Source organism: Pseudomonas sp. MWU15-20650 (assembly GCF_023242475.1).
Taxonomy (GTDB): domain Bacteria; phylum Pseudomonadota; class Gammaproteobacteria; order Pseudomonadales; family Pseudomonadaceae; genus Aquipseudomonas.
Genome location: NZ_JALJFG010000011.1, coordinates 78,033 through 98,869, shown reverse-complemented (window position 1 = coordinate 98,869; position 20,837 = coordinate 78,033). Strand labels below are relative to the sequence as shown.

Here is a 20,837-nt window from a genome sequence, read left to right as displayed (position 1 = left end):
CGATTTGTTCCAAACCAGAGCAGAATCCAGAACTTATTGTCTTCATATGCGAACAATACAACCATGGAAAAGGCCGAGATCGAAGGGCTGTGGACTCACATTCACTGGCTGTCGGTACTGGAGGAACAAGGCACCTACACCGCCGCCGCGGCGCGCTTGGGCGTGAGCAAGTCGGCAGTCAGCCAGCGCATTTGCGACCTGGAGAAAGCCACCGGCACCCGGCTGGTGACCCGCACCACCCGCAGTGTGCGGCTGACCGATGCGGGGCAGTCGTTAACCCGCGAAGTGCGCAGCGCCTACGCCCACATCGCTCGCAGTTTCTCCTCGGTGCGTGACGCTGCCGGGGAGATTCGCGGGCTGGTGCGCCTGACCGCACCGGTGGCGTTCGCCCGGCAACAACTGGTGCCTCACCTGTCGCAATTCCTGCGGCAACACCCGCAAGTGCGGATTCAACTGGACGTGTCGGACGCCTTGAGCTCGCTGGCGGCCGAGGGCTATGACCTGGCAGTGCGGCACGGTTTCCAGGTGCCGGAAACCCATGTGGCGTGGAAGTTATGCGACACCTCGTCGATGCTGGTCGCCACGCGGGACTACCTGCAACTTCACGGCGAACCCCGTGAACCCGGCGATCTCACCGCCCACAATTGCCTCTACTATCCACGCGGAACCGATCAGCCGGCCTGGACCTTCGAGCACGGTACAAAAGAGGTCAAGCGAGTGACCGTGCCCATCTCGGGCAGTTTTTCCACGAACAACAGCGAAGCGTTGCGTGATTCGGCACTCAGCCATTTGGGCATCGCCCTGCTGCCGGATTTCAGCGCCTATGCCGCGCTCGCCAGTGGCAAGCTGGTGCAGGTGCTCAAGGACTGGACGCTCAAAGGGGCGTTTGCCGATGAAATTTATTTGATCCGCCCGTACTCGCCCCATGTACCAAGATCGGTCAGTGCGTTAGTGGGCTTTCTAAAGGACAAGTTGTCGGGGGGCTTTCAATACACCGTTGAGCCGGTCGGCGGGGGCACTGCTGAAAAAGGTGCGGCAAAAACGCTCCCGCACCTTAGGGCCGACGGTTAGAAATCCACCGATGCCGACAGTTGCAGCGTGCGCGGCGTGCCCAGGCCACCGGACAGGCCGCTGCCATCGCCGCCGTTGTAGGAACCGATCCAGTACGCGCGGTTAGCCACGTTCTCCACGTTCGCACGCAAGGTGACCGGCTTGGACATGACCTTGGTGGTGTAGCGACCACCGACGTCAAAGACCGTGTACGACGGTAACTCCATGCGATGGTCGTCCGTGACGTAACGGCTACCGATGTACTGGGTGCCGGCGGTCAGGGTCAACCCAGGCACGGCCTGCAGGTCATACTCGGCCCCCAGCTTGGCGATGATCTTCGGTACGCCAGTCACTTGGTTGCCCTCGTTGCGTTTGACCAGTGCCTTGGTCAGCTCTGCCTTGGTGTACGACGCGCCGCCCATCAAACGCAGACCCGGTTGAGCCTCGCCGAAGAAATTCCACTCCAGGCCACGGTTACGCTGTTCGCCGTTCAGGCCATAAATGTTGGTGGTCGGGTCGGTGTAGGCACTGGGTTTTTCGATCTGGAACAACGCCAATGTAGTGGCGAAGCTGCCCAGGTCAAACTTGGCTCCCACCTCATACTGCTTGGTCTGATAGGGCGCCAGGATTTCACCCGAGTTATTCGCGGTGGTGGGTGCTGTGCTGCCCTGGGACAGGCCTTCGATGTAGTTCGCATAGACCGAGACATCGTCGGTCACCTTGACCAGCAATGCGGTGGCCGGCGAAACACGGCTATCGCTGTAACGGGAGGTCTTGACACGAGCCGGTGTCAGGGAAGCGCTTTCAACGGTCTGGTTACGCCAGCCCACGGTCCACTGCACACGCCCCTCGAGGAACGACAAGGTGTCGAGAAACGCAAAACTCTTGAGCTTGGCTTCACTGCGCGAAGTGACCGCACCGTACTTGCTCAAGTCCGGCGTTGGGCCGAAGTCGAGGTTGTCGTAGTTGGTGACCACATAATTGGGGATTTGCAGATCCTTGTAACGCATCTGCGACTTGTATTGAGTCGCCGCCAACGACCAGGCGTGGCCGACCGGGCCGGTGTCGAAGACGCCCTTGAGACCTGCCTCGCCGGATTTCTGGGTGCCCTGCCCGTCCGAACGATAGGCCAGGACGTTGATGTCGCCGGCGTTGTTGATCAGCGTGTCGCGGGTCATCAGCGCATTACGCCCGCCGTCGCGCTGCCCATAGGCTGCAAAGGCGGTCAGCGATTCATTCAAGTCGACCTCGCCACGGACCAGCACCGTTTCGGTGTCGTTGATGGTGTAGGCCCAGTCCGGGGCCAGGGAGTTAGTGCCTTTCTTCGGGCTGGGCACTTTATTGACCGTTGGGGAGATCGAGGCAATACCGAAATAGTTGACGCCATCCAGGCGTTCGCGCTGTTTGTAGGCGTCCAACGACAGGCGCACACGCTCGGTACGCCAATCCAGGCCCAAGGCGTTGAGCTGCATCTTTTGTTTCTGGTCGTCCACATTGGTGTCGCCATTGCGATAGACGCCGTTATAGCGAATACCAAACTGGTTCTGTTCACCGAAACGTCGCCCCACGTCAGCGTGGGCACCGTATAACCCGTTGGACTCGTAGCTGGTGGTCAGCCGTGTCAGGGGCTCATCAGCGGCGCGCTTGGGCACCATGTTAATGCTGCCGGCGACACTGCCATCGGGCGGCATGCCGTTGAGCAGCGCGGAGGGGCCCTTGAGCACTTCGATGCGTTCGGCCAGTTCGGTCGCGCCCCGCAGGTTCGGCGCCATGCCGACCAGGCCGTTGTAGGTGATGTCGTTGGCGCCGGTATTGAAGCCCCGAACAAAGAAGGTTTCGAGGATAGCGCGCTTGGAAGGCACGTTGACCGAGGGATCGGTGGCGCCAATCACCGAGCCAATGTCCTTGGCCTGGTGGTTACGCACAAACTCATCGGTGTAGCTGATGGCGTTGAACGGCGTCTCCATGAAGTCCTTGTTGCCCAGCAGCCCGACCCGGCTCCCCGTGGCAACCTGCCCGCCGGCATAGGCCGGCGGCAAGTCATCGGCGGTGAGCATTTGGCCCTCAATCGTGGTTTCGGACAGCACCAGGCTGTCTTTGCCAGCCTCTGCCCGCGGCTGCTGTGACGGCTCGGTCTCAGGGGCCGCGCACACCGCCCCGCTCAACCCCAGCAGCAGTGCCATCTGCACGGCAGAAAACGTGCGGTTCAAGGTGAATGGAAAAGTACGCTGTGATGCGGGCGATACATCAGGGTTGGCGCGAGTTGGGCGGCCGTGTTCCGACATACTGGATTCCTTTCGATGCGAAGTAGTGAAGTGCATTCATTAGGTTTCCGTACCAGAACCACAAACCCTCAATCTAAATGATAAATATTCCTAAAAAGGCCGAAACCTGAACGGCAACGGCCTTGAAGGCAACGAACACGCGCGTTGAATCAGCCCTTGTAGCCCTGGACCACTTCGTCAGCCATGCGGTTGAGGCAGGTCACGCTGGCGGTGCACAGGTACCAGGTCTGGGCATCGACGAAGATTACACGCCCGTTGTTCCAGGCTTTGGTCTTGCGCAGCAGCGGGTTGTCCAGGCTCTGGATGTCCAGCGCCGGGCGATGCTCCATCACCGCCGTACGGTCGATGACGTAGAGAATGTCGGGGTCGGCTTGCTGGATGAATTCATTGGAAATCGGCTGGCCATGCAAACCGGCTTCGATATCGGTGCTGGCCGGTTTCACGCCCAGGGTGTCGAAGACAAAACCGTAGCGCGACTTCACGCCGTAGGAGGTGAAGGCACCATTGTTATGCAACACGATCAGCGCTTTCTCCGGACGCCCGTCCGTGACGCGGCGAGTCTGTTCGACCTTGGCGTCCATTTCCGCGACCTTCTGACGCGCCAGCTCGGGTTTGTCGAGAATGCGCCCCAGCAGGGTCAAGTGGGCCTTGGCCGTCTCGATGAGGTTGCCGGTCTTGTTGGTCAAGTCCACATCGTCATACACGGTTGGGGCGATCTCACTGAGGGCCTGGTAGCTTTGGGCCTGGAGTGGGGAGATCAGGATCAGGTCGGGCTTGAGCGCATGCAACCGCTCCAGGTTGGGCTGGATGGTGGCGCCCACGTCCGCGACATTCGCATCGTCACGGTAACGGGTGAGGAAGCTGGCGACGTAGTCCTTGGCGATACCCACCACGGGCGCGCCCAATTGATCAAGGGTATCGAGTTCGCTCATGTCAAAGGCCACCACGCGCTCAGGCAACTTGGACACCACGGTGGTCCCCAGCGGGTGCTCGATGGTGATCGGCTCGTAGTGTGCCTGGGCGGCCGCCGGCACCTTGGCCTCTGCGGTCGGCTTGTCGCAACCTTGCAAACCCGCCGCGACGGCCATTGCCAGCAGCAGCGCGCAGATTCTGTGGGGGTGAACAGTGCTCATATCAGTTCCCTTGACGGTGATGGGTTGAAGTAGTTGCAGACGAACCCTTGTTCGCTCTGCAGGATTTCGAAATCCAGGTCAAACAGCTCGCGCAGGTTGGCCTCGGTCACCACCTGCTCCACGGGGCCGTGGCGGTGGACGGTGCCGCCTTTCATGGCCACGATGTGGTCGGAATAATTGGCGGCGAAGTTGATGTCATGCACCACCAGGATCACCGTGCGGCCTTGTTCATCACACAAACGGCGCAGGGCGCGCATGATTTGCACGCCGTGCTTCATGTCCAGGTTGTTGAGCGGTTCATCCAGCAGCAGGTAGTCCGTTTGCTGGGCGATGGTCATCGCTAGAAACGCCATCTGTCGCTGCCCGCCGCTGAGCTCGTCGATGTAGCAAAGGCGCAGAGGCTGCAACGACAAGAATTCGATGGCCTCGTCGATCACTTGGCGATCATGGGCAGTCAACGCTCCACGGCTGTAGGGGAATCGCCCGAAGGCAACCAGCTCTTCAACGGTGAGGCGCAGGTTGAAATCCGGCGACTGGCGCAAGGTGGCGACGCGCTGGGCATAGTCGCGCACGGGCACGTCCGAGATGCGCCGCCCGCCGATCAACACCTCGCCCCGCGTGGGCGTCAGCAGGCGCGCGATCAACATCAGCAGCGTGGATTTGCCCGCGCCATTGGGGCCGATCAGCGACGTCACCTGGCCCGGAGGGAACTGCACGCTGACGTCACTGAGTACCGGCTTGGCACCATAGGCTTTGTAAACGTGATGCAGGGAGATCATGGAGTGCCTCGGGTTCGGATCATCAGCGCGAGGAAATACCCACCACACACCAGGTTGATGAGGATGCTGACGGAGGTGTTGTAGTTGAACAGTTGCTCGACCAGGTACTGGGCGATGATGAAAATGCCGATGGCGATGGCGCAGCCAAGCGGTAACGTGACCTGATGGCGTGTGGTTCGAGCCAGCGCATAAGCGATGTTCGCCACGAACACCCCCATGAACGCTGTCGGCCCCACCAGGCTGGTAGACACCGCCACGAGCACGGCGATGAGTGCCAGTTGCAGGCGCACGCTGCGCGGGTAATCGACCCCCAGGGAAATGGCCTGGTCACGCCCCAACGACAACACATCGAGTACCGGCAAGGTGCGCTGGGCGATGAAACACACCGCCGCCACCAGCACACCCGAATAGATCACTTGCCCAGGTTGGGCCTTGTTGAAGGAGGCATAGTTGAAGCCCTGGAAAATCGAGAACTCGCCCGGGCTGATCTTCAGCTGGATAAATTGGGTAAAGGTGCCCATTACCATGCTCAGCACCAACCCCAGCAACAGCAGCAAATACACGTTGTGGCTGCCGTCGCGGAACAGCCAGCGGTGCACCAGCCAGGAATACCCGAGCATCAACAGCACCGACAACAAGACATTACCGTCGCGCCCCAGCAGCACCAGGCTGTGAGTGCCCAGCACCAGGATCAGCAGCGCCTGGAACAACAGGTAAATGGCTTCATAGCCCATGATGGCCGGCGTCAGTATGCGGTTGCCGGCAATGGTCTGGAAAATCACCGATGAATACGCAATGCATACACCGGCAATGCACATCGCCGCCAGCCGGGTGAAGCGCTTGGGGATCACATAGCTGAAGTCCAGGCCCGAGCCCAGCAACAGGAAGGCGAGCGCCAGTATCAGGACCAGCAGCCAGGGGCCGTAACGGGTTGCCATACGCTTCATGTGTATTTCCTGATCAGCAGCACCAGGAACACGACGCCGCCGACACAGCCGGCGGTCAGGCCGATGGGCACTTCAAAGGGGTAGATCAACAGGCGGCCGAGGATGTCACAGGCCAACAGCAACGACGCGCCGCACAGGGCGACGATGGGCAATGTGCGTTCCAGGTTTTCGCCGTAATGCAGGGCCACCAGGTTGGGAATCACCAGCCCGACAAAGGGGATCGCGCCCACGGTAATCACCGTGGCCGAGACGGTCACCGCCACGAGCATCAGGCCCAGGGCCGCATTGGCGGCGTAATTCAGGCCCAGGCTGGTGGCCATGCCCTCGCCCATGCCCAGCACGGTAAACCGGTGCGCATACAGGTAGGTGAGCACGACGATGGGCAGGATCAGGTAGATGATCTCGTAGTTGCCCTGCACGATCTTCGAGAAGTCGCCCAGCATCCAGCCTTGCATGCTCTGCAGAATGTTGTGACGGTACGCGTAGAACTCGGCGATGGCGCTCAAGACGCTGCCGTACATCAGGCCGATGACCGGCACCATCACCGTGTTCTTGAACTGGATGCGCCGGATGATCGCGACATAGATCAGGCTCGCGGCGAAACAGAACACCAAGGCGAACAGCATCCGCCCGGCCGCGCCAGCCGCCGGAGCCACCGTGAGAGAGATCAGAATGCCCAGCTTGGCGGCATCCAGCCCACCGGATGTGCCAGGCTCGACGAACCGGTTACGCACGATCTGCTGCAGGATCACGCCGCACACGGCCAGCCCGACCCCGGTGAGAATCAACGCGGCGAGGCGCGGCAGCCGGCTGGCCGTGAGTGTCAGCCAGGCATCGTCGGAAAAGCTGAAAAGCTCAGCCCACGAGACCTGTTTGACCCCCACCATCAACGACAGGCAGCACAGCACGCCAAACAGGATCAGTAAGGCTGCACGACTCAAGAAGCGTCCTCACCGCCAAGCGCCCCGGCAATCCGCCAGCCCTTCGCCGCCCGGCGCTGGGCCAGAAAGTGCGCGTAGAGCCCAGGCTTGGCGCTCAATTGCGCGTGGGAGCCCTGCTCGCTGACCTGGCCGTTATCGAGCACCAGAATCTGGTCGGCCATGGCCACGGTCGAGAGTTGGTGTGCGATGACGATCAAGGTACGCGTGCCGCGCAAACGCGCCAGCGCCTCGGCGATGGCCGCCTGGTTCTCGGCATCGAGCGCGGCGGTAGCCTCATCGACCAACAGGATCGACGCATCCTTGATCAACGCACGGGCGATGGAGATTCGCTGCCGCTCGCCGCCGGACAAGCGCGCCCCACCCTCGCCCACCGGCGTGTCCAAGCCTTGGGGCAGGCGCTCGATGATCTCCGCCACGCCGGCTTGTCGCGCCGCTTCCATCACTTGGGCGTCGCTGGCAGACGGTTTACCGATGCGAATATTGTCGGCGATGCTGCCCTGGAACAGGTAGGCATCCTGGAAGATCTGGCTGATCTGGCCCGCCAGTTGCTCGCCGGACATTTGCCGTACGTCCACCCCACCGACGATCACACTGCCTTGGGTGACATCGAAGAACCGCGCGATCAACCGCACCAGCGTGGTCTTGCCCGAACCGGAAGCCCCGACCAGGGCAGTCATGCTGCCGGGCTCGATACGCAGGCTGACATCACGCAACACATCCGCCTGGCCCTCGGCATAGCGAAAGCTGACGTTGCGCAGTTCGACGCAGCCACCCACGGGCGCCTGAGGCGCTTGGGGTTCGGGCAGAGGCCGGACTGCAAAGATCTCCCGCACAGCGCCCAATTGGCTGCGCGCACCACGCAGCACTTCGCTGTAACCCGCCACTTCCAGCAGCGGGTCGATAAAGCGGGTGACCAGCAGCAGCGCAACCATCACCGCGATCACCGAACCCGGCGCCAGGCTTGCACCCAACAGCTCACCCAACCACAGCGTGGCAGCCACGAGCAGGGCCGCGAAACCAACCTGCACGGCCCAGGCGTTGAACACCACCGACATCGCCGAGACGTGAATCAAGCGCTTGGCCGCCTGCTGCTGGCGACCGATGGCCTGCTCCAGGAACTGCGTACCGCCCGCCTCGCCGTTGAAGGCACGCAGCACCGATTGCGCCTGGGCGAACTCGACCATGCGCTGGCTGGTGAGGGCCGCGTTGTGTTGGAAGTCCTGGTCTGCCCGCTGCCCCAGGCGCGCGGTCAACACAAAGACCCCAAGCAGCACCGGCAACGTCGCCAGTGCAACCAGGCCCATTGGCCAATGCAGCGCGAACAACGCCAGCAGCATCACTAACGGCGTCACCACACCCGTGATCAGTGGCGTGAACACGTGCGCGGGAAGCTGTGCCATTTCCATCATGCCCTGGGTGGCGATATGGCTGAGCCGCGCGGTGTTTTGTGCGGTGAACCAACCCACGGGCAAACGCGCCACGTGGTCACCCAGCCGATGGCGACCACGCTGGAGCACCGCAATGCCAACGCGAATGCCGGCTTTTTCCACGGTGCGCCGCAGTGCCCAACACACCCCCACGCCGACCGCCAAGGCGATCAACCATTGCCCGGCGGTGTGGGTGTCGCCACCCAGCAGGCTGCTGAGAACCGGCACCAAGGTGATGATGGTCAGCCCACAGAGCAGGCCGTAGACCAGCGTCATCGCCAGGTAGCGGCGCAATACCGGGGCGTCTTCGCCCAGCAGTTGAATAAAGGTTTTCAGCATGTCGGTACCGCCTGTTCCTTGGCCTGTTCATAACCCCCCAACGCCCATAGCCTGGCGTAGCGGCCTTTGCGCGCGAGCAGTTGGTGGTGCGTGCCTTGTTCGCAGATCGTGCCGTTGTCGATCAGGATGATCTGGTCGGCGTGCATCACCGTATCGAGCCGATGGGCGATCACCATCAAGGTGCGACCCTGGGCGAACCGCGACAGGGCTTGCTGCAGCTTCACCTCGTTCTCGGCGTCGGCCGCCGCCGTGGCTTCGTCCAGCACCAGTACCGGCGGGTCGAGCAACACGGCGCGGGCGATACTCACGCGTTGCAACTCGCCGCCGGAGAGCTGTACGTCCTCACCGATCACCGCGTCATAGCCGCGTGGCAGAGCCAGGATGCGGTCGTGGATGTTCGCGATACGCGCGGCGGCTTCGATGTCGTGCTGGCTGGCCGAGGGGCGGCCCAAGGCGATGTTGTCGCGCAGGCTGGCGTGGATCAGGCGGACCTCCTGCAGCACGAAACCGATGCGCCGGTACAGCTGCGCGCTCTCGATCTGCTTCAGGTCGACGCCGCCCAGGGTGATGCGCCCGTGAGTCGGATCGAAAAAGCGCAGCAGCAGGCGCGCCAACGTCGACTTGCCGGAGCCGGACGCGCCGACGATCGCCGTGACCGTGCCGGGTTTGAGGGTGAAGTTCAGGTCCTGGAGCACGGGGTGCTCGCCGTCGTAGCTATAGCCCACTTGTTCGACGCAAATTTCGGCGCTGTCGGGCAACCGTGCAGGTTCGCCGGCCTGGGTTTCAAGCACCGGGGTTTCCAGCAGCCGTTGCACCCGTTGGGCCGCCGCGGTCGCGTTGTTCAGGTCGTGGGTGATGTAGCTCAACAACAGCAATGGCGCACAGATGCCTGGCGCCACCAAGGCAAACGGCAGTACCTCTACCGGGGTGATCCAACCCAGGCTCACCAGCCACGTACCGAAGGCCAAGACCACGCCGAGTACCGCAACCGGCGTGATCATGGCATGGGCGTTGGCCATGGCACTGACCAGTGGCCGGGTGAAGTCGGTAAACGCCAGGGCGAAGGCATCGACCGCACTGCGGTAGCTGCCATGGGCCTTGCCCTCGGCACCGAAAGCCTTGACCACGGGGATCCCGTTGACGAACTCGACCACCGCATTGTTGATACGCGCCATGCCGGCGCCGAACGCTTGCATGTTTGCGCCGCTGGCCTTGGTCGCCCGCGTGAAAAACAGGAAGAACAGTGGGAATGGCAGCAGGGAAACAATCGCCATGCGCCAATCCATCGCAAACAGGTACACCACCGCAGCCAACACCGCCCCGAGAGTACGGCCGAGGGTGGTGAAAAAGTGCGCCGTCAGGCTGTGCAACGTACCGATGTCATCCTGCATGGCCTGCTTGACTTCCCCCGATGCACGGCTGGTAAACCAGCCCAGCGGCACCTTGGCCAGCCGGCGGGTAATGGCCAGGCGCAGGTGGCCGGTAATCTGATTATCGGCCAGGTGCGCAACCATCTCGCCCATCGAGATCAGAGTCATGCCAACGAACAGGCACCCCAGGCTGATACCCACCACACGCCAGATCGGCCCTTGCAACTGGCTCCAGCTGGTTGCCGTCTCTGCCTGCCCCAGGGCCAGTTGAGCGATGTGGGCAATACCGGCCAGGGGCACCATCGTCAATAGAGTGCCGACGGCGGCCAGTACCGCAGCGACAATCAGTCGCCCGCGTATAGGGCGTAATACCTGGGACACCGAGCCGGTGGCGGGGTTGTCTTTAACACTCATGAGTTCTCCTGAATAACCACTGCCGGTGGCCTTACGGCCTGCCTGGCTTGCTTTGCGTCCGAGCGTTTTACGCGGTGCGTACTGTGTATTCCGAACGCCGCGGCAAAACCCTCAATCGAACAACCGATTAATCTGTTTGCCGTTTCACAGACCGGCCGCCGACACGAAGGGGCGACAGGCCCTAAGCCCCGCCGCGATGTACTTTTCGACGGAAGACACCGACACCTTCAATTCGGCGGCGATATCCCGGTAGCCCATGCCGTGCAGCTTGCACAGCAACAGGGCTTCACGGGCCTTGGGAGGATTGGCGTGCAGGGCGCCATCGATTTGCACCAGGGCTTCGGTGGCCAGTGCGCGGATCTCTTCGGACGGCACCTGGGGCTCGGCCTGTTGCATCAACCCTTCCAGGTGGCTGGCTTCCAGGCGACGGCGGCGATACAAGTCGATCACCATGCCTTTGGCGATTTGGGTCAGGTGGCAGCGCGAGTCTTCATGGGAAGGCACCTGGCCTTTTTTGATGAGGTTGAGGTAAACGTCATGGGCCAGGTCCGCGGCATCGACCGAGTTGCCCAACTTGCGACGCAACAGGCTGCACAACCAGCGGTGATGGTCGACGTACAGCTGCTCAAATTGCTGTTTGGACGCGAACGCTCCGTTGTTCACAACACCTCTCCTGAGAAATTCCACTCGCGACCAGCTTTTGACTAATGCGAATATGTATGATTATTATTTGTGATCATACGGTGTAAATAATGCCCCTGCAACGCGCCCTGCGTTGCACGTCCTCTGACGCCCGGGATCCCAGGCGTTACACCAGACCGAGGATGGGTCTGCCGGCACTTGGTGCCACCTCTACTTCTTACTGTTCAGTTTGATAAGGCGGGAAATTTCCATGATGGAACTCACTCCAGATACGTTATCGCAGCGATCTGCCAACGATTACGAAGAAAATATCTGGCTCTTGCAGCAGCAATATCCCGAGCGCACGCTCAAGCATTTGAGCGCCTGGCAACTCGACACGGACATCGACCTTTCACGACTGGAATCAGCCTTACAGGCTGTTATCGAATCCTTGCCCGACCTGAACACTCGCTACGCCTTCAACGATGACGGCGAGGTCGACAAACTCCAGGCGAATGACTGGCAATCCTGCGTTGAACGCATTCATTTGCCGGGCGACGCCAGCGACCATCTGCAAGCTGAGCAAGCGGCCCCCTGGGACGCACAGAGCCAGCCGCCGTTCAAGGCGCTGATTGTGCAAACCACGCAGGCGCCGATCCTGGCGTTGATGCTGCATAAAATCCTCGACCACACCTGCCAGGCGCACGACCTTTACCGCCAGGCCCTGACCACCTACACCGGCCATCCCATCCGTGATGTCCCACGACCCTGGCTGCATCGCCCGGCCGACAATGGCGAAACGGCTGGCGCACCGATTGCCCAGGCGAATGACCCCGCCATCACCGCCACTATCCTGAATGAGTTCCGCCAGGCCCTCGCGGAACCCGGCATGGCCGCGACGGATGACTTCTTCGACTTTGGAGGCCACTCCCTGCTCGCGACCCGCATCATCGGCAAGCTGTTGAGCAGCCATGGCATCGAAGTCCAGTTCAATGATTTTTTCAGCGCACCGTCGGCAGCAGCCCTGGCCGCGCGCGCCCGGCTTATCGCTAAAGCCGATGCACCAGCAACTGGCGACGCCTTGCCGCACGACGTACAGACAGCCCCCTTCGCACTGGCCCAAGCCTCACTCGGGCGCGCTTATGCGGCCTTTGAGTTCGGTACGATTTTCAACCTGCCATTTGCCATGGAGTTTCTCGACAAGGTCGATGAAGCGCTGTTCGAGCAAGCGTTCCATGACCTGCTGGAGCGCCACGCCAGCCTGCGCAGCACCTTCCACTTCGACGGTAATGAGGCGTACCAGCAGATCGTGCCGGCCTCGCAGTTGTCCCGTTACAAGTGGTTCTGGCCAAGCCATGAAAGCCGGGGCGCAACCCTGCAAAGCGAAGCTGCGTATCAGTTCGACCTGACCCGTGAACTGCCCCTCAGGGTTCGCTTTATTGAAGACGCGCAACGCCAGCGTCAGACCCTGTCGCTGCTCGTGCATCACATGGCAATTGATGAATGGTCACTGAACGTCATGATGGAAGAGCTGGCCCAGGCGTACCTGGCCCGCGCGGCCGATAGAGTGCCGCTCTGGAAAAGCCCGGCCCCTTCATTCCATGAGTTCGCCCTGCGGCAACAGGCCACCGGCATCAACCAGCAGCACCTTGATTACTGGACGAACATGCTGCGTGACGCAACCCGCGGCCTGACGCTGCCCGCCTCCGGCCAACCGGCCGAGCAGGCCTCGACGAAGGCACAGTGGTTCGAAATCAAACCTGCCCAAGACACCATCGATCACCTGTATGCCTTCGCCCGACAAAACAACGCCTCGCTGTTTGGCGTGGTGTATTCGGCGATCGTGCTGTCCCTGCATAAACTCGCCGGCCTCAAAGACCTGGTGATTGGTACGTCGGCCTCTGGTCGAACCGACCCTGCGTATTACGACACGGTTGGTTACTTCACCACGATGGTGGCGCATCGTGTGCAATTCGACCCGCAGCAGGCAGTTGGCGCAATGATTGAAAGCGTCAGCCGCCTGATCAACGACTCCATGGCCTACGCCGACGTGCCGATGGAGCAGATTCAACAGGCACTGGGCATGACACCGGCCGACGGCCTGCTGTTCGACGTGTACATCCAGATTCATGCCAATAACGCCTTGAATGGTGCCTTGCACACCCCCGATACCGGAGCCATCCGTTACCGCCAGATTGACCCGGACAAGAACCAGTCGATGTTCGGTATTCAATTCGAAATCATGGAAAACATGATCGATGGCAACCGCGCGCTACGCCTGGTGATCACGTACCGCTCGGACCGCTACAGTGCAGAACAGATGGCGCGCATGAGCGCAATGATCGAGCAGATGTTCGCGCTGTTTTCGACACCGGGGGCCGATGCCATCGCCCTGGACCACATCCGCATCTGACCCTCGCGCAGGGCCTTGTCAAAGCGTTCGGCTTTGCCAAGGCCCGGCCTGTCAGGTGTCAATCCTCGTGCATGCCGTAGCGCTGGAACGATGACCGCTTGGGCAGGCGGTAGTGCTGGCGGCCGAGCAGTTGGTTGGCAATGGTCGCGTTGCGAATCGCCGCAATGCCCAGGTCCGGCGAGCCCACACCATGCTGGAAGATCTCCGCGTTCTGCACAAAAATGCGCCCTGCCCCCTCGTCACAACGGCGCGCGGTAAAGTCGTCTTCGACAATACAGTCGCCGTACTCATCAGTCTCTAGCACCGTGCCCTTGAGCCGCTCAAACCACTGTGGCCAGGCATGCCCGTAGCCGGTGGCCGCCACAATCGCATCGGCTTCCAGGCTGCTGGACCGATCCAACTCGCGGTGTCGATAGGCGATGTGCAACGTACCGTCGATGTCGTCGACCGTCTCCACTTCACAGTTCGACAGCAGGGTCAGGCCGGGGTCGCTGCCGCCGATCGAACGCTCATAGATCAGGTCGTAAATGTCGCCGATGGTCGAAAAACTGATGCCTTTGTACAGCAACCCTTGCTTGGCCACGACTTCGCGGCGACGCTCCCGTGGAAGGCTGTGGAAGTACTCCATGTAGGACGGCGTAAAGCATTCCTGCCCCAGTTTCGAATACTCCATGGGATGGAAGCCTGGTGAACGGGTGATCCAGCGAATCGAAGCGCCCGCCGCGATGCGTTCGGGCTTCAGTTCGCTGAACAACGCCAGTACGCACTCGGCCGCACTTTGGCCGGAGCCAATCACGGTGACACGCCGGCATTTCGCCAATTGCTCCTGGCGCTTGCCAAACTCGGCTGAATGCATGATCGGCGCGGTACTTTTCACCTGCGCCCACTGGGGCAACAGCGGTGTCGTCCCCACCCCCACCGCCAGGTTACGGCTGGTGTAGTGCCGTTTGAAACCTGACACGGACTGGCTTTCAATCAGGAACCGCCCCGCCCCCGCCTCATAGGTTACATCACAAATGTCTTCGCCAAAGTGACACGTAGGCAACTGTTGCGATGCCCACCGACAGTAATGGTCGTACTCGCGGCGTGGCACCTGGAAGTTTTCGTAGTAGTAGAACGGGTACAGGCGGTCGTGCTGGTGCAAGTAGTTCAAATAGCTCAATTCGTGGGTGGGATCGGCCATCGTGACCAGGTCGGCCAGGAACGGCACTTGCAACGTGGTCCCGGGCAATAGCAGCCCTTCGTGCCAACGAAATTCCGCCTTGCGATCCAGGAAAATGCTGGTGATATCGGGGTGTTTGGACAACAACGCGGCGAGCCCCAGGTTAAAAGGCCCGATGCCAACACCGGCGATATCTACAGTGGGTAAATCCTTCATCCAATCCGTCTCCCTGGGTACTGCTGTGGGGTTATGCGTGGGCGCCGTGCAGGCGCCCCTCTCGCTTTATTTGTACTCATGCCGCCAAGGTGGCGAGCAGGTGTTCAACGTCTTGTGCGTTACGGCAACGTAGTAGTTGCCCGGGTGAAAGCACCACCGAAAGCTCCTCCTGAAACCGCGCGGCAATGGCTTTCAAATGCTGAGGGCGCAACCCCAGGCTGATGAAATCCACGGCAGCATCCGCGGCGTCGTCTGGCACGCGGCCCAGCACGCTGAGGTAGATCGCCAGGACTTTGTTAGGCGGCGCCGACGCAGCCTGGAGTTCGTCCTCGAGGGGTTCCAGCAGCAGGCTGCGGGCGCGCTGACGATCGGGCTTGCCGTTTTGCGAAAGCGGCAATTCATCGACGTTCAAAAACCGTGTGGGGACATGGGACTGCGGCAGATGCTCGCGGGCAAAGTGGCGCAATACGGTGGCCGTCAGCGGCGCGGCGTCCGCGGCCGCGACATACAACGCACCGATGCTGACCTCACCCTCGCGCTGCTCGCCATAGTCCACGACCAACACGTGCCTGACGCCAGGATGCTTGATCAGCTCGATCTCGATGTCCGGCAGCGAAACTCGCACGCCCCGCACCTTCACGTAGCCATTGACGCGGCTGTCGAAGAGCAACGTGCCGTCGCGGCGATAGCGTCCACAATCACCGGTACGAAACGCACGAACAGGCTGGCCATGCTCATCCGTGACCGTGATGAATTCGCTCTGTGCCAGCTCGCCGTTTTCCAGGTACCCCAGTGCCAGGTTGACGCCGGCTGTGTGAATTCGGCCGACGACGCCCGCTGGGCAGTGACACCCTTGGGGGTCAAGCACAAAGTAGCGATTACCTGGCAAAGGTCGTCCGTACGGAATGTGCGCCTGATCCTGTGGACCGATGTCGTGCCAGATACTCCAGATGGTGGTCTCGGTCGGCCCTCCCAGGGAAACCAGGCGAGCGGATGGCAGCAGCGCGCGCAACTCGGCGATCACCCCCGGCTTGATGTAGTCGCCGCCTTGGGCAATCAGACGCAGGCTGTCCAGGCCATGGGTGCCACGGCAAGAGAGGAGCATTTCAAGAATGGCAGGCACGGAACACCACAACGTCACGTGGTGCCTGGCAATCAGCTGGTTCCAGCGCACTGCGTCCTTTTCTTCGCCAGCACCTGGCAACACCAGTGTGGCGCCTGCGGTGAGGCAACCGAATACGTCGAACACCGACATATCGTGGTGCAACGGGGTCACCGACATGAATACATCGGTCTCTTGCACACCCCAGTGCGCCAGGGTGCTGCCGATGACATTGGCCGTGGCGCGGTTGCACAGGACCACACATTTTGGCTTGCCGGTGGTGCCCGAGGTGTAGAGGTAATACGCCGGCGCTTCGCTCAAGGAGCGATCATCCAGCGTTGGCGGGCAGGCTGCCGGCCCAGCCAACAGCTCATCGGGCGTCGCCTGCGGGTGCGCGCCCCCTTCTCCGTGGCTGACCACCACCAGATCAGGGCGGCAGTTATCCAGCAGATACGCGCGACGCTCGCCCGGCGCCGAGGCGTCGATGGGCACCCAGATCACGCCCGTCAACGCACACGCCAGCGTCACCAGGGTGTGCTCAGGGCTACGTGGCAGGCAGATGGCGACCACGTGGCCCTGAGCAATGCCGCGCGCCCTCAATGCCGCGATGACACGGGACACACCCTCACCCAGTTCGGCATAACTGATTTGCCGTTCGCCGCTGATCAGCGCAATGCGCTGGTTGGCGGGGTTAAAAATGTGCCGGGCGATGTGCGCCAGGAAGCCTTCCTGGCATGCCTCAGTGGCCGGGCTATTGAGGCGATAATGATGGGTGTCGATCATCGCGGCGGCATCGACGGCGAACACGCCGGTGGTTGCAACCTGGTGGATGGCCTTTTCAAGGGCATCCAGAATATCGCGGATCAGCGCGGGGTCCAGCACCTCGCGTGCATAGTCGATATCCAGCACCAGCGCGCCCTCGGCGTTGGCCGAGAAACGAATATCCATGGCCACCTGGGGCGTCTGGGTCAGCCCGCCCTGCGGGCGCATGGGGCTGTCTGCCGCCGATACCGGCCAGGAGAACCCATTGGTGATGACCACCGGCAGCACCGGCCCGGGACCGTGGGACTCGAACAGCAGCCGGGCGAGGTCCACACCCGAGAAGGCCAAGTGCTGCAGCCCCTCTAGCACATCCACTTGCAGTTTCGCCGCGCGCTCGGCAAAGGTGCTCGGCGCATCGCATCGGTTGATCGCGATAAAGCTCGAACGGTTGGCAAAGGCGCCGCCTGTTTGCGGGGCAACCGGCACGGCCACGCACAGCCCGCCCTCCTCGACCCAGTGTGAAAGCACTTCGAGCACCAGCGCCATCAACGCCGAATTCTTGAACAAGCGCTGCCGGGCGCCCAGTTTGCAGAATGCCTTGAACTGCACCATGGGCACTTGCCGGCTCTGGCGTTCATAGCGCGAGGCACGCACCTGGTCCAGCGGCACGCGCCAGGGCAGGCGTGGCACGCCGCTCACCGCTGCGAGCTTGGTTTTCCAATACACAGCATCGACCTTGCGCTGCTCGGCCAGGTCTGTCGGCACCGACGCCAGCTCGCCAACGGACTCGTCGTCGACTACACCGTCGAACAACTCGACCAGCAACGCAGCAATAGAGCGTCCGTCGAGAATCAATGCATCCAGACGCACGAAGACCGTCAACAGACCGTCGGGCAGGTGGAATACCGTCACGTCCCAGGGCGAACGGTCGAGCTCGAAGATCCCGTGGGCATAAGCTTCGCGGCGTTCGTCGATATGGGTCAGCGCCGCCGCCAGTGACAGCGTCGTAAGATCGACCTCGTGCAGGTTGACTCGGGCCTCTTCGCTGACGCAAGACACAAGATTGTGCGCATCGATCCGTGTGCGCAGGCTGGCATGGCGCTGGACCATCGCGGCCAGGCGGCTTCGCAACAAGGCTGGGGCGATGCGCCCGTGATATTCCCGGAACTCCTGCATCGCCACACCGCCCAAGGGCACCTGCGTGCCACGGCCCAGCAGGTAAGCCTGCTGCAAGGCAGACAAGGGTTGCTGAGCCAGCGTGCGGCTTGAGGTGCTGGCGCTGATTGGTTGATCAAGCGCAGCGGCATTGGCTGCCACCTCGCGCGTGATCGCCACGAAGCGGTCGAAGAACTCAGAAACCCACGCCAACGGCAGGGCATCCAGGCGGATGTCCCAATTGATCAGGATACCGCCATCGGCGCAGGCTATCTGTGCATCGAGCGCCACCTGAGGGCCTTGGGAAATGACCCAGGTCATCGGGCCGAACACACGCCGCACACGGTCCGAAAACAGGTCGCCACCCGGCATGTCCAGTGCAGCGGTAAACACCAGCGGTGCCAGTTGCGGTGAACCCTGATGACGGGAAAGATCGCGCATCACGTTCACCCCAGGGTAAGCGCAATGTTCAAGCAGGCGGACCATCTTTTTTGCCAGCTGCTCGCACAGCGCAGCCGGCGTGCGGGCCGACTCGGTATCCACATCAAGAATCAACACATTGGCAAAATCGCCAACCACTCTGTCGACCTCATCCACCAATGGCTGACGCCAGAACGTCGGTACATTCAGGCGAAAAGCCCGGTCCCCGGTCTTGGCCCCGAGCACCGCTGCAAAGAGCCCCATCATCAAGGTCGACAGCGTCATCCGACGTTCGCGCGCCAGATGCTGCAACGCCTGGCGCTCGGCCGGACTGAGCCAGGTCGTCAAGCGATGGCTTTGGGCCGGGCCTGCCGAGTGTTCAAGAAAGGGCAAGGTCGGTGCCGGCGCAACCTCAGCCAGACGCTCCCGCCACCAGGCACGGTCACGATCACGAGCCGCCTTGAGGGAGGTGTCGGCACGTGCCTTATCATGCCATTCGAAGAAAGATGGGGTGTGCGGCACCGCGTCATCGGGCCGTTCATAAAAACGTGCGAGGTCTTCCATCAGCGTGCGCACGCTCGAGGGGTCGACAGCGATCATGTCCGTATCGACATGCAAGCGAAAACCATCGCCTGCCAACAAGCTCACGCCAAACCGCGCGCCCGGCTCATGGCCGAGGTCCAGCTGCTGGTGTGTCCACGTGTCACGTTTGGCCAGCAGGTGAAGCGTCGCCTCCTGCGCGGTCATCGCGCGCAGGTCTTCAACCTCCAACCGGGGTGCCTGGTCCATCGGCGCGATGGATTGCAGCCCTTCTGCGCTCACCCTGACCCGTAGCATGGGATGCACTTGGCATACCCGTTCAAGTGCCTCGCGCAGCCGACCCAGCGCAATGGCATGGCCATCGAACTCGGCATAAAGATGAGCCGAAACTCTCCCTAAAGACGCATGAGCAGTGCGCCCGATCCAACAGGCGGCTTGCATTGAAGTTAACTCTCTCATGGCTCACTCATGTGATTGACAAATCTAAATGATTAGCGTCACCTATTAAAAACGATAATGATTATAATTCAAGTCGTATTTTTTTGATCACAAGCCACGGAGGCTTTCTGCAAATGAGAACGGGCACCCTTAGGACGAATGACATGGATGAGGTGCAACAGCTTGATGCCAAAGAGAGTTTTTCATTCACTTCCGGTGACCGCGAACTCGCTGTCAGCGGCATGCTGCAAAGAATCGAAACACCGGCCATCGACGGCGAAAACGCGGCAAGTCTGTTCCAAAAAACCCTGACACACGCCTTCGATCAGGCACGCAGAGCAGGCCAAGCCAACCCGATTGTCGTGGGCGCCATCCCCTTCGACCCCGCAGAAGCGTCCTGCCTCTACATCCCCGAACACGCCGAATGGCAGGCCCGACGCGGCGCGGTGAAAACCACGGTCGCCAGCCTTCCCGAGCTGCTTGAACAAAAGAACATACCGGACGAGCAAGGCTTCAAGCGCGCGGTCGAACACGCCATCGTCAACTTCCGCCACAGCGACGTGCGCAAAGCCGTGCTTTCGGTGCAGCGCGAGTTGTTGTTTGCGCAGGATGTCGATGTAGGCGCCATGCAAAATAACCTGCGGGCGCAGAACCCAGGCGGTTATCACTTCCGCGTGCCCATGCCGGACGGTGCGACGTTGATCGGTGTCAGCCCTGAGTTGCTGATCCATAAAGATGGCCTGAACTTCATCTCCAACCCGTTGGCAGGCTCGGCCAAACGCATGGCCGACCCGCAAGCGGACCAGCGCAACGCAGACTGGTTATCCAACTCGGAAAAGGACCACTACGAGCACCGCCTGGTGACCGAGGACATTGCCAGCCAACTCGGGGAACTGTGCACGCAACTTAACGTGCCCCAACGTCCCAGCCTGATCAGCACGCCTGCGCTCTGGCACCTCTCCACCCGCATCGAAGGCCGCTTGGCCGACCCCACTGTCTCGGCCTTGCAGTTAGCCTGCCGCCTGCACCCGACCCCTGCCGTGTGTGGTTTCCCCACCGAGCGTGCCCGGCGCCTGATCCGCTTCGTCGAGCCCTTCGAACGTGGCCTGTTCACCGGCATGGTGGGCTGGTGCGATGCCCAGGGTAACGGCGAATGGGTGGTGACCATCCGTTGCGGCACCATCAAGCGCAACCAGGTCCGCCTGTTCGCCGGCGCCGGCGTCGTCGAAGCCTCCAGCCCCGACGCCGAATGGGCAGAAGTCCAGACCAAGCTTGGCACCATGCTGCGTGCATGCGGATTGGCCCACTAATTTCCACTTTTGA

The 20,837-nt window shown here is 61.5% G+C and carries 13 protein-coding genes; 3 read left to right on the top strand and 10 right to left on the bottom strand.

Annotated elements, in window-relative coordinates:
• The first annotated feature begins 63 nt into the window (after positions 1 to 63).
• On the top strand, positions 64 to 1,071 hold the full coding sequence (locus M5B43_RS11905; protein WP_248750293.1) for a LysR family transcriptional regulator: 1,008 nt from the start codon (positions 64 to 66) through the stop codon (positions 1,069 to 1,071).
• Here the strand turns inward: M5B43_RS11905 and M5B43_RS11900 are convergent.
• The 8 genes from M5B43_RS11900 to M5B43_RS11865 all read right to left on the bottom strand — a co-directional run bounded on the left by M5B43_RS11900 (position 1,068) and on the right by M5B43_RS11865 (position 11,348).
• Positions 1,068 to 3,335 carry a TonB-dependent siderophore receptor gene (locus M5B43_RS11900; protein WP_248750292.1) on the bottom strand — a complete coding sequence of 756 codons (2,268 nt, stop codon included), beginning with the start codon at positions 3,333 to 3,335 and terminating at the stop codon, positions 1,068 to 1,070. The two genes, M5B43_RS11905 and M5B43_RS11900, sit on opposite strands and share 4 nt — an antisense overlap.
• A gap of 149 nt (positions 3,336 to 3,484) precedes the next feature.
• Positions 3,485 to 4,468 carry a siderophore ABC transporter substrate-binding protein gene (locus M5B43_RS11895; protein ID WP_248750291.1) on the bottom strand — a complete coding sequence of 328 codons (984 nt, stop codon included), beginning with the start codon at positions 4,466 to 4,468 and terminating at the stop codon, positions 3,485 to 3,487.
• Positions 4,465 to 5,247: an ATP-binding cassette domain-containing protein gene (locus M5B43_RS11890; protein ID WP_248750290.1), complete on the bottom strand. Its 783-nt coding sequence runs from the start codon at positions 5,245 to 5,247 to the stop codon at positions 4,465 to 4,467. Before M5B43_RS11890 ends, M5B43_RS11895 begins: the two co-directional genes overlap by 4 nt.
• Positions 5,244 to 6,194: an iron chelate uptake ABC transporter family permease subunit gene (locus M5B43_RS11885; protein WP_248750289.1), complete on the bottom strand. Its 951-nt coding sequence runs from the start codon at positions 6,192 to 6,194 to the stop codon at positions 5,244 to 5,246. The genes M5B43_RS11890 and M5B43_RS11885 overlap by 4 nt, the downstream gene beginning before the upstream one ends.
• Positions 6,191 to 7,135 carry an iron chelate uptake ABC transporter family permease subunit gene (locus tag M5B43_RS11880; RefSeq protein WP_283099457.1) on the bottom strand — a complete coding sequence of 315 codons (945 nt, stop codon included), beginning with the start codon at positions 7,133 to 7,135 and terminating at the stop codon, positions 6,191 to 6,193. The genes M5B43_RS11885 and M5B43_RS11880 overlap by 4 nt, the downstream gene beginning before the upstream one ends.
• Positions 7,132 to 8,901, bottom strand: coding sequence for an ABC transporter ATP-binding protein (locus M5B43_RS11875; RefSeq protein ID WP_248750288.1), 1,770 nt, complete (start codon positions 8,899 to 8,901; stop codon positions 7,132 to 7,134). Before M5B43_RS11875 ends, M5B43_RS11880 begins: the two co-directional genes overlap by 4 nt.
• Positions 8,895 to 10,685, bottom strand: coding sequence for an ABC transporter ATP-binding protein (locus tag M5B43_RS11870; RefSeq protein ID WP_248750287.1), 1,791 nt, complete (start codon positions 10,683 to 10,685; stop codon positions 8,895 to 8,897). Before M5B43_RS11870 ends, M5B43_RS11875 begins: the two co-directional genes overlap by 7 nt.
• Before the next feature lie 144 nt (positions 10,686 to 10,829).
• Positions 10,830 to 11,348 carry a sigma-70 family RNA polymerase sigma factor gene (locus M5B43_RS11865; RefSeq protein ID WP_248750286.1) on the bottom strand — a complete coding sequence of 173 codons (519 nt, stop codon included), beginning with the start codon at positions 11,346 to 11,348 and terminating at the stop codon, positions 10,830 to 10,832.
• Positions 11,349 to 11,577: 229 nt separating this feature from the next.
• Between M5B43_RS11865 and M5B43_RS11860 the strand changes: the two genes are divergently transcribed.
• The gene (locus M5B43_RS11860; protein ID WP_248750285.1) at positions 11,578 to 13,719 is read left to right on the top strand and encodes a condensation domain-containing protein; all 2,142 of its coding nucleotides are present in this window, start codon (positions 11,578 to 11,580) and stop codon (positions 13,717 to 13,719) included.
• Positions 13,720 to 13,777: 58 nt separating this feature from the next.
• Here the strand turns inward: M5B43_RS11860 and basC are convergent, their stop codons facing one another.
• Together basC and M5B43_RS11850 are read right to left on the bottom strand one after the other, a co-directional pair.
• The gene (gene basC / locus M5B43_RS11855) at positions 13,778 to 15,097 is read right to left on the bottom strand and encodes a putative histamine N-monooxygenase (RefSeq protein ID WP_248750284.1); all 1,320 of its coding nucleotides are present in this window, start codon (positions 15,095 to 15,097) and stop codon (positions 13,778 to 13,780) included.
• Between the two features lie 76 nt (positions 15,098 to 15,173).
• Positions 15,174 to 19,517 carry an amino acid adenylation domain-containing protein gene (locus tag M5B43_RS11850; RefSeq protein WP_248750283.1) on the bottom strand — a complete coding sequence of 1,448 codons (4,344 nt, stop codon included), beginning with the start codon at positions 19,515 to 19,517 and terminating at the stop codon, positions 15,174 to 15,176.
• Between the two features lie 161 nt (positions 19,518 to 19,678).
• Between M5B43_RS11850 and M5B43_RS11845 the strand changes: the two genes are divergently transcribed.
• The gene (locus M5B43_RS11845; RefSeq protein WP_248750282.1) at positions 19,679 to 20,824 is read left to right on the top strand and encodes an isochorismate synthase MenF; all 1,146 of its coding nucleotides are present in this window, start codon (positions 19,679 to 19,681) and stop codon (positions 20,822 to 20,824) included.
• Positions 20,825 to 20,837: the final 13 nt, after the last annotated feature.

Coding starts and splice junctions, on each gene's coding strand:
- M5B43_RS11905 (WP_248750293.1), top strand. CDS start 64: ATGGAAAAGGCCGAGATCGAAGGGCTGTGGACTCACATTCACTGGCTG.
- M5B43_RS11900 (WP_248750292.1), bottom strand. CDS start 3,335: ATGTCGGAACACGGCCGCCCAACTCGCGCCAACCCTGATGTATCGCCC.
- M5B43_RS11895 (WP_248750291.1), bottom strand. CDS start 4,468: ATGAGCACTGTTCACCCCCACAGAATCTGCGCGCTGCTGCTGGCAATG.
- M5B43_RS11890 (WP_248750290.1), bottom strand. CDS start 5,247: ATGATCTCCCTGCATCACGTTTACAAAGCCTATGGTGCCAAGCCGGTA.
- M5B43_RS11885 (WP_248750289.1), bottom strand. CDS start 6,194: ATGAAGCGTATGGCAACCCGTTACGGCCCCTGGCTGCTGGTCCTGATA.
- M5B43_RS11875 (WP_248750288.1), bottom strand. CDS start 8,901: ATGCTGAAAACCTTTATTCAACTGCTGGGCGAAGACGCCCCGGTATTG.
- M5B43_RS11870 (WP_248750287.1), bottom strand. CDS start 10,685: ATGAGTGTTAAAGACAACCCCGCCACCGGCTCGGTGTCCCAGGTATTA.
- M5B43_RS11860 (WP_248750285.1), top strand. CDS start 11,578: ATGATGGAACTCACTCCAGATACGTTATCGCAGCGATCTGCCAACGAT.
- basC (WP_248750284.1), bottom strand. CDS start 15,097: ATGAAGGATTTACCCACTGTAGATATCGCCGGTGTTGGCATCGGGCCT.
- M5B43_RS11850 (WP_248750283.1), bottom strand. CDS start 19,517: ATGCAAGCCGCCTGTTGGATCGGGCGCACTGCTCATGCGTCTTTAGGG.
- M5B43_RS11845 (WP_248750282.1), top strand. CDS start 19,679: ATGGATGAGGTGCAACAGCTTGATGCCAAAGAGAGTTTTTCATTCACT.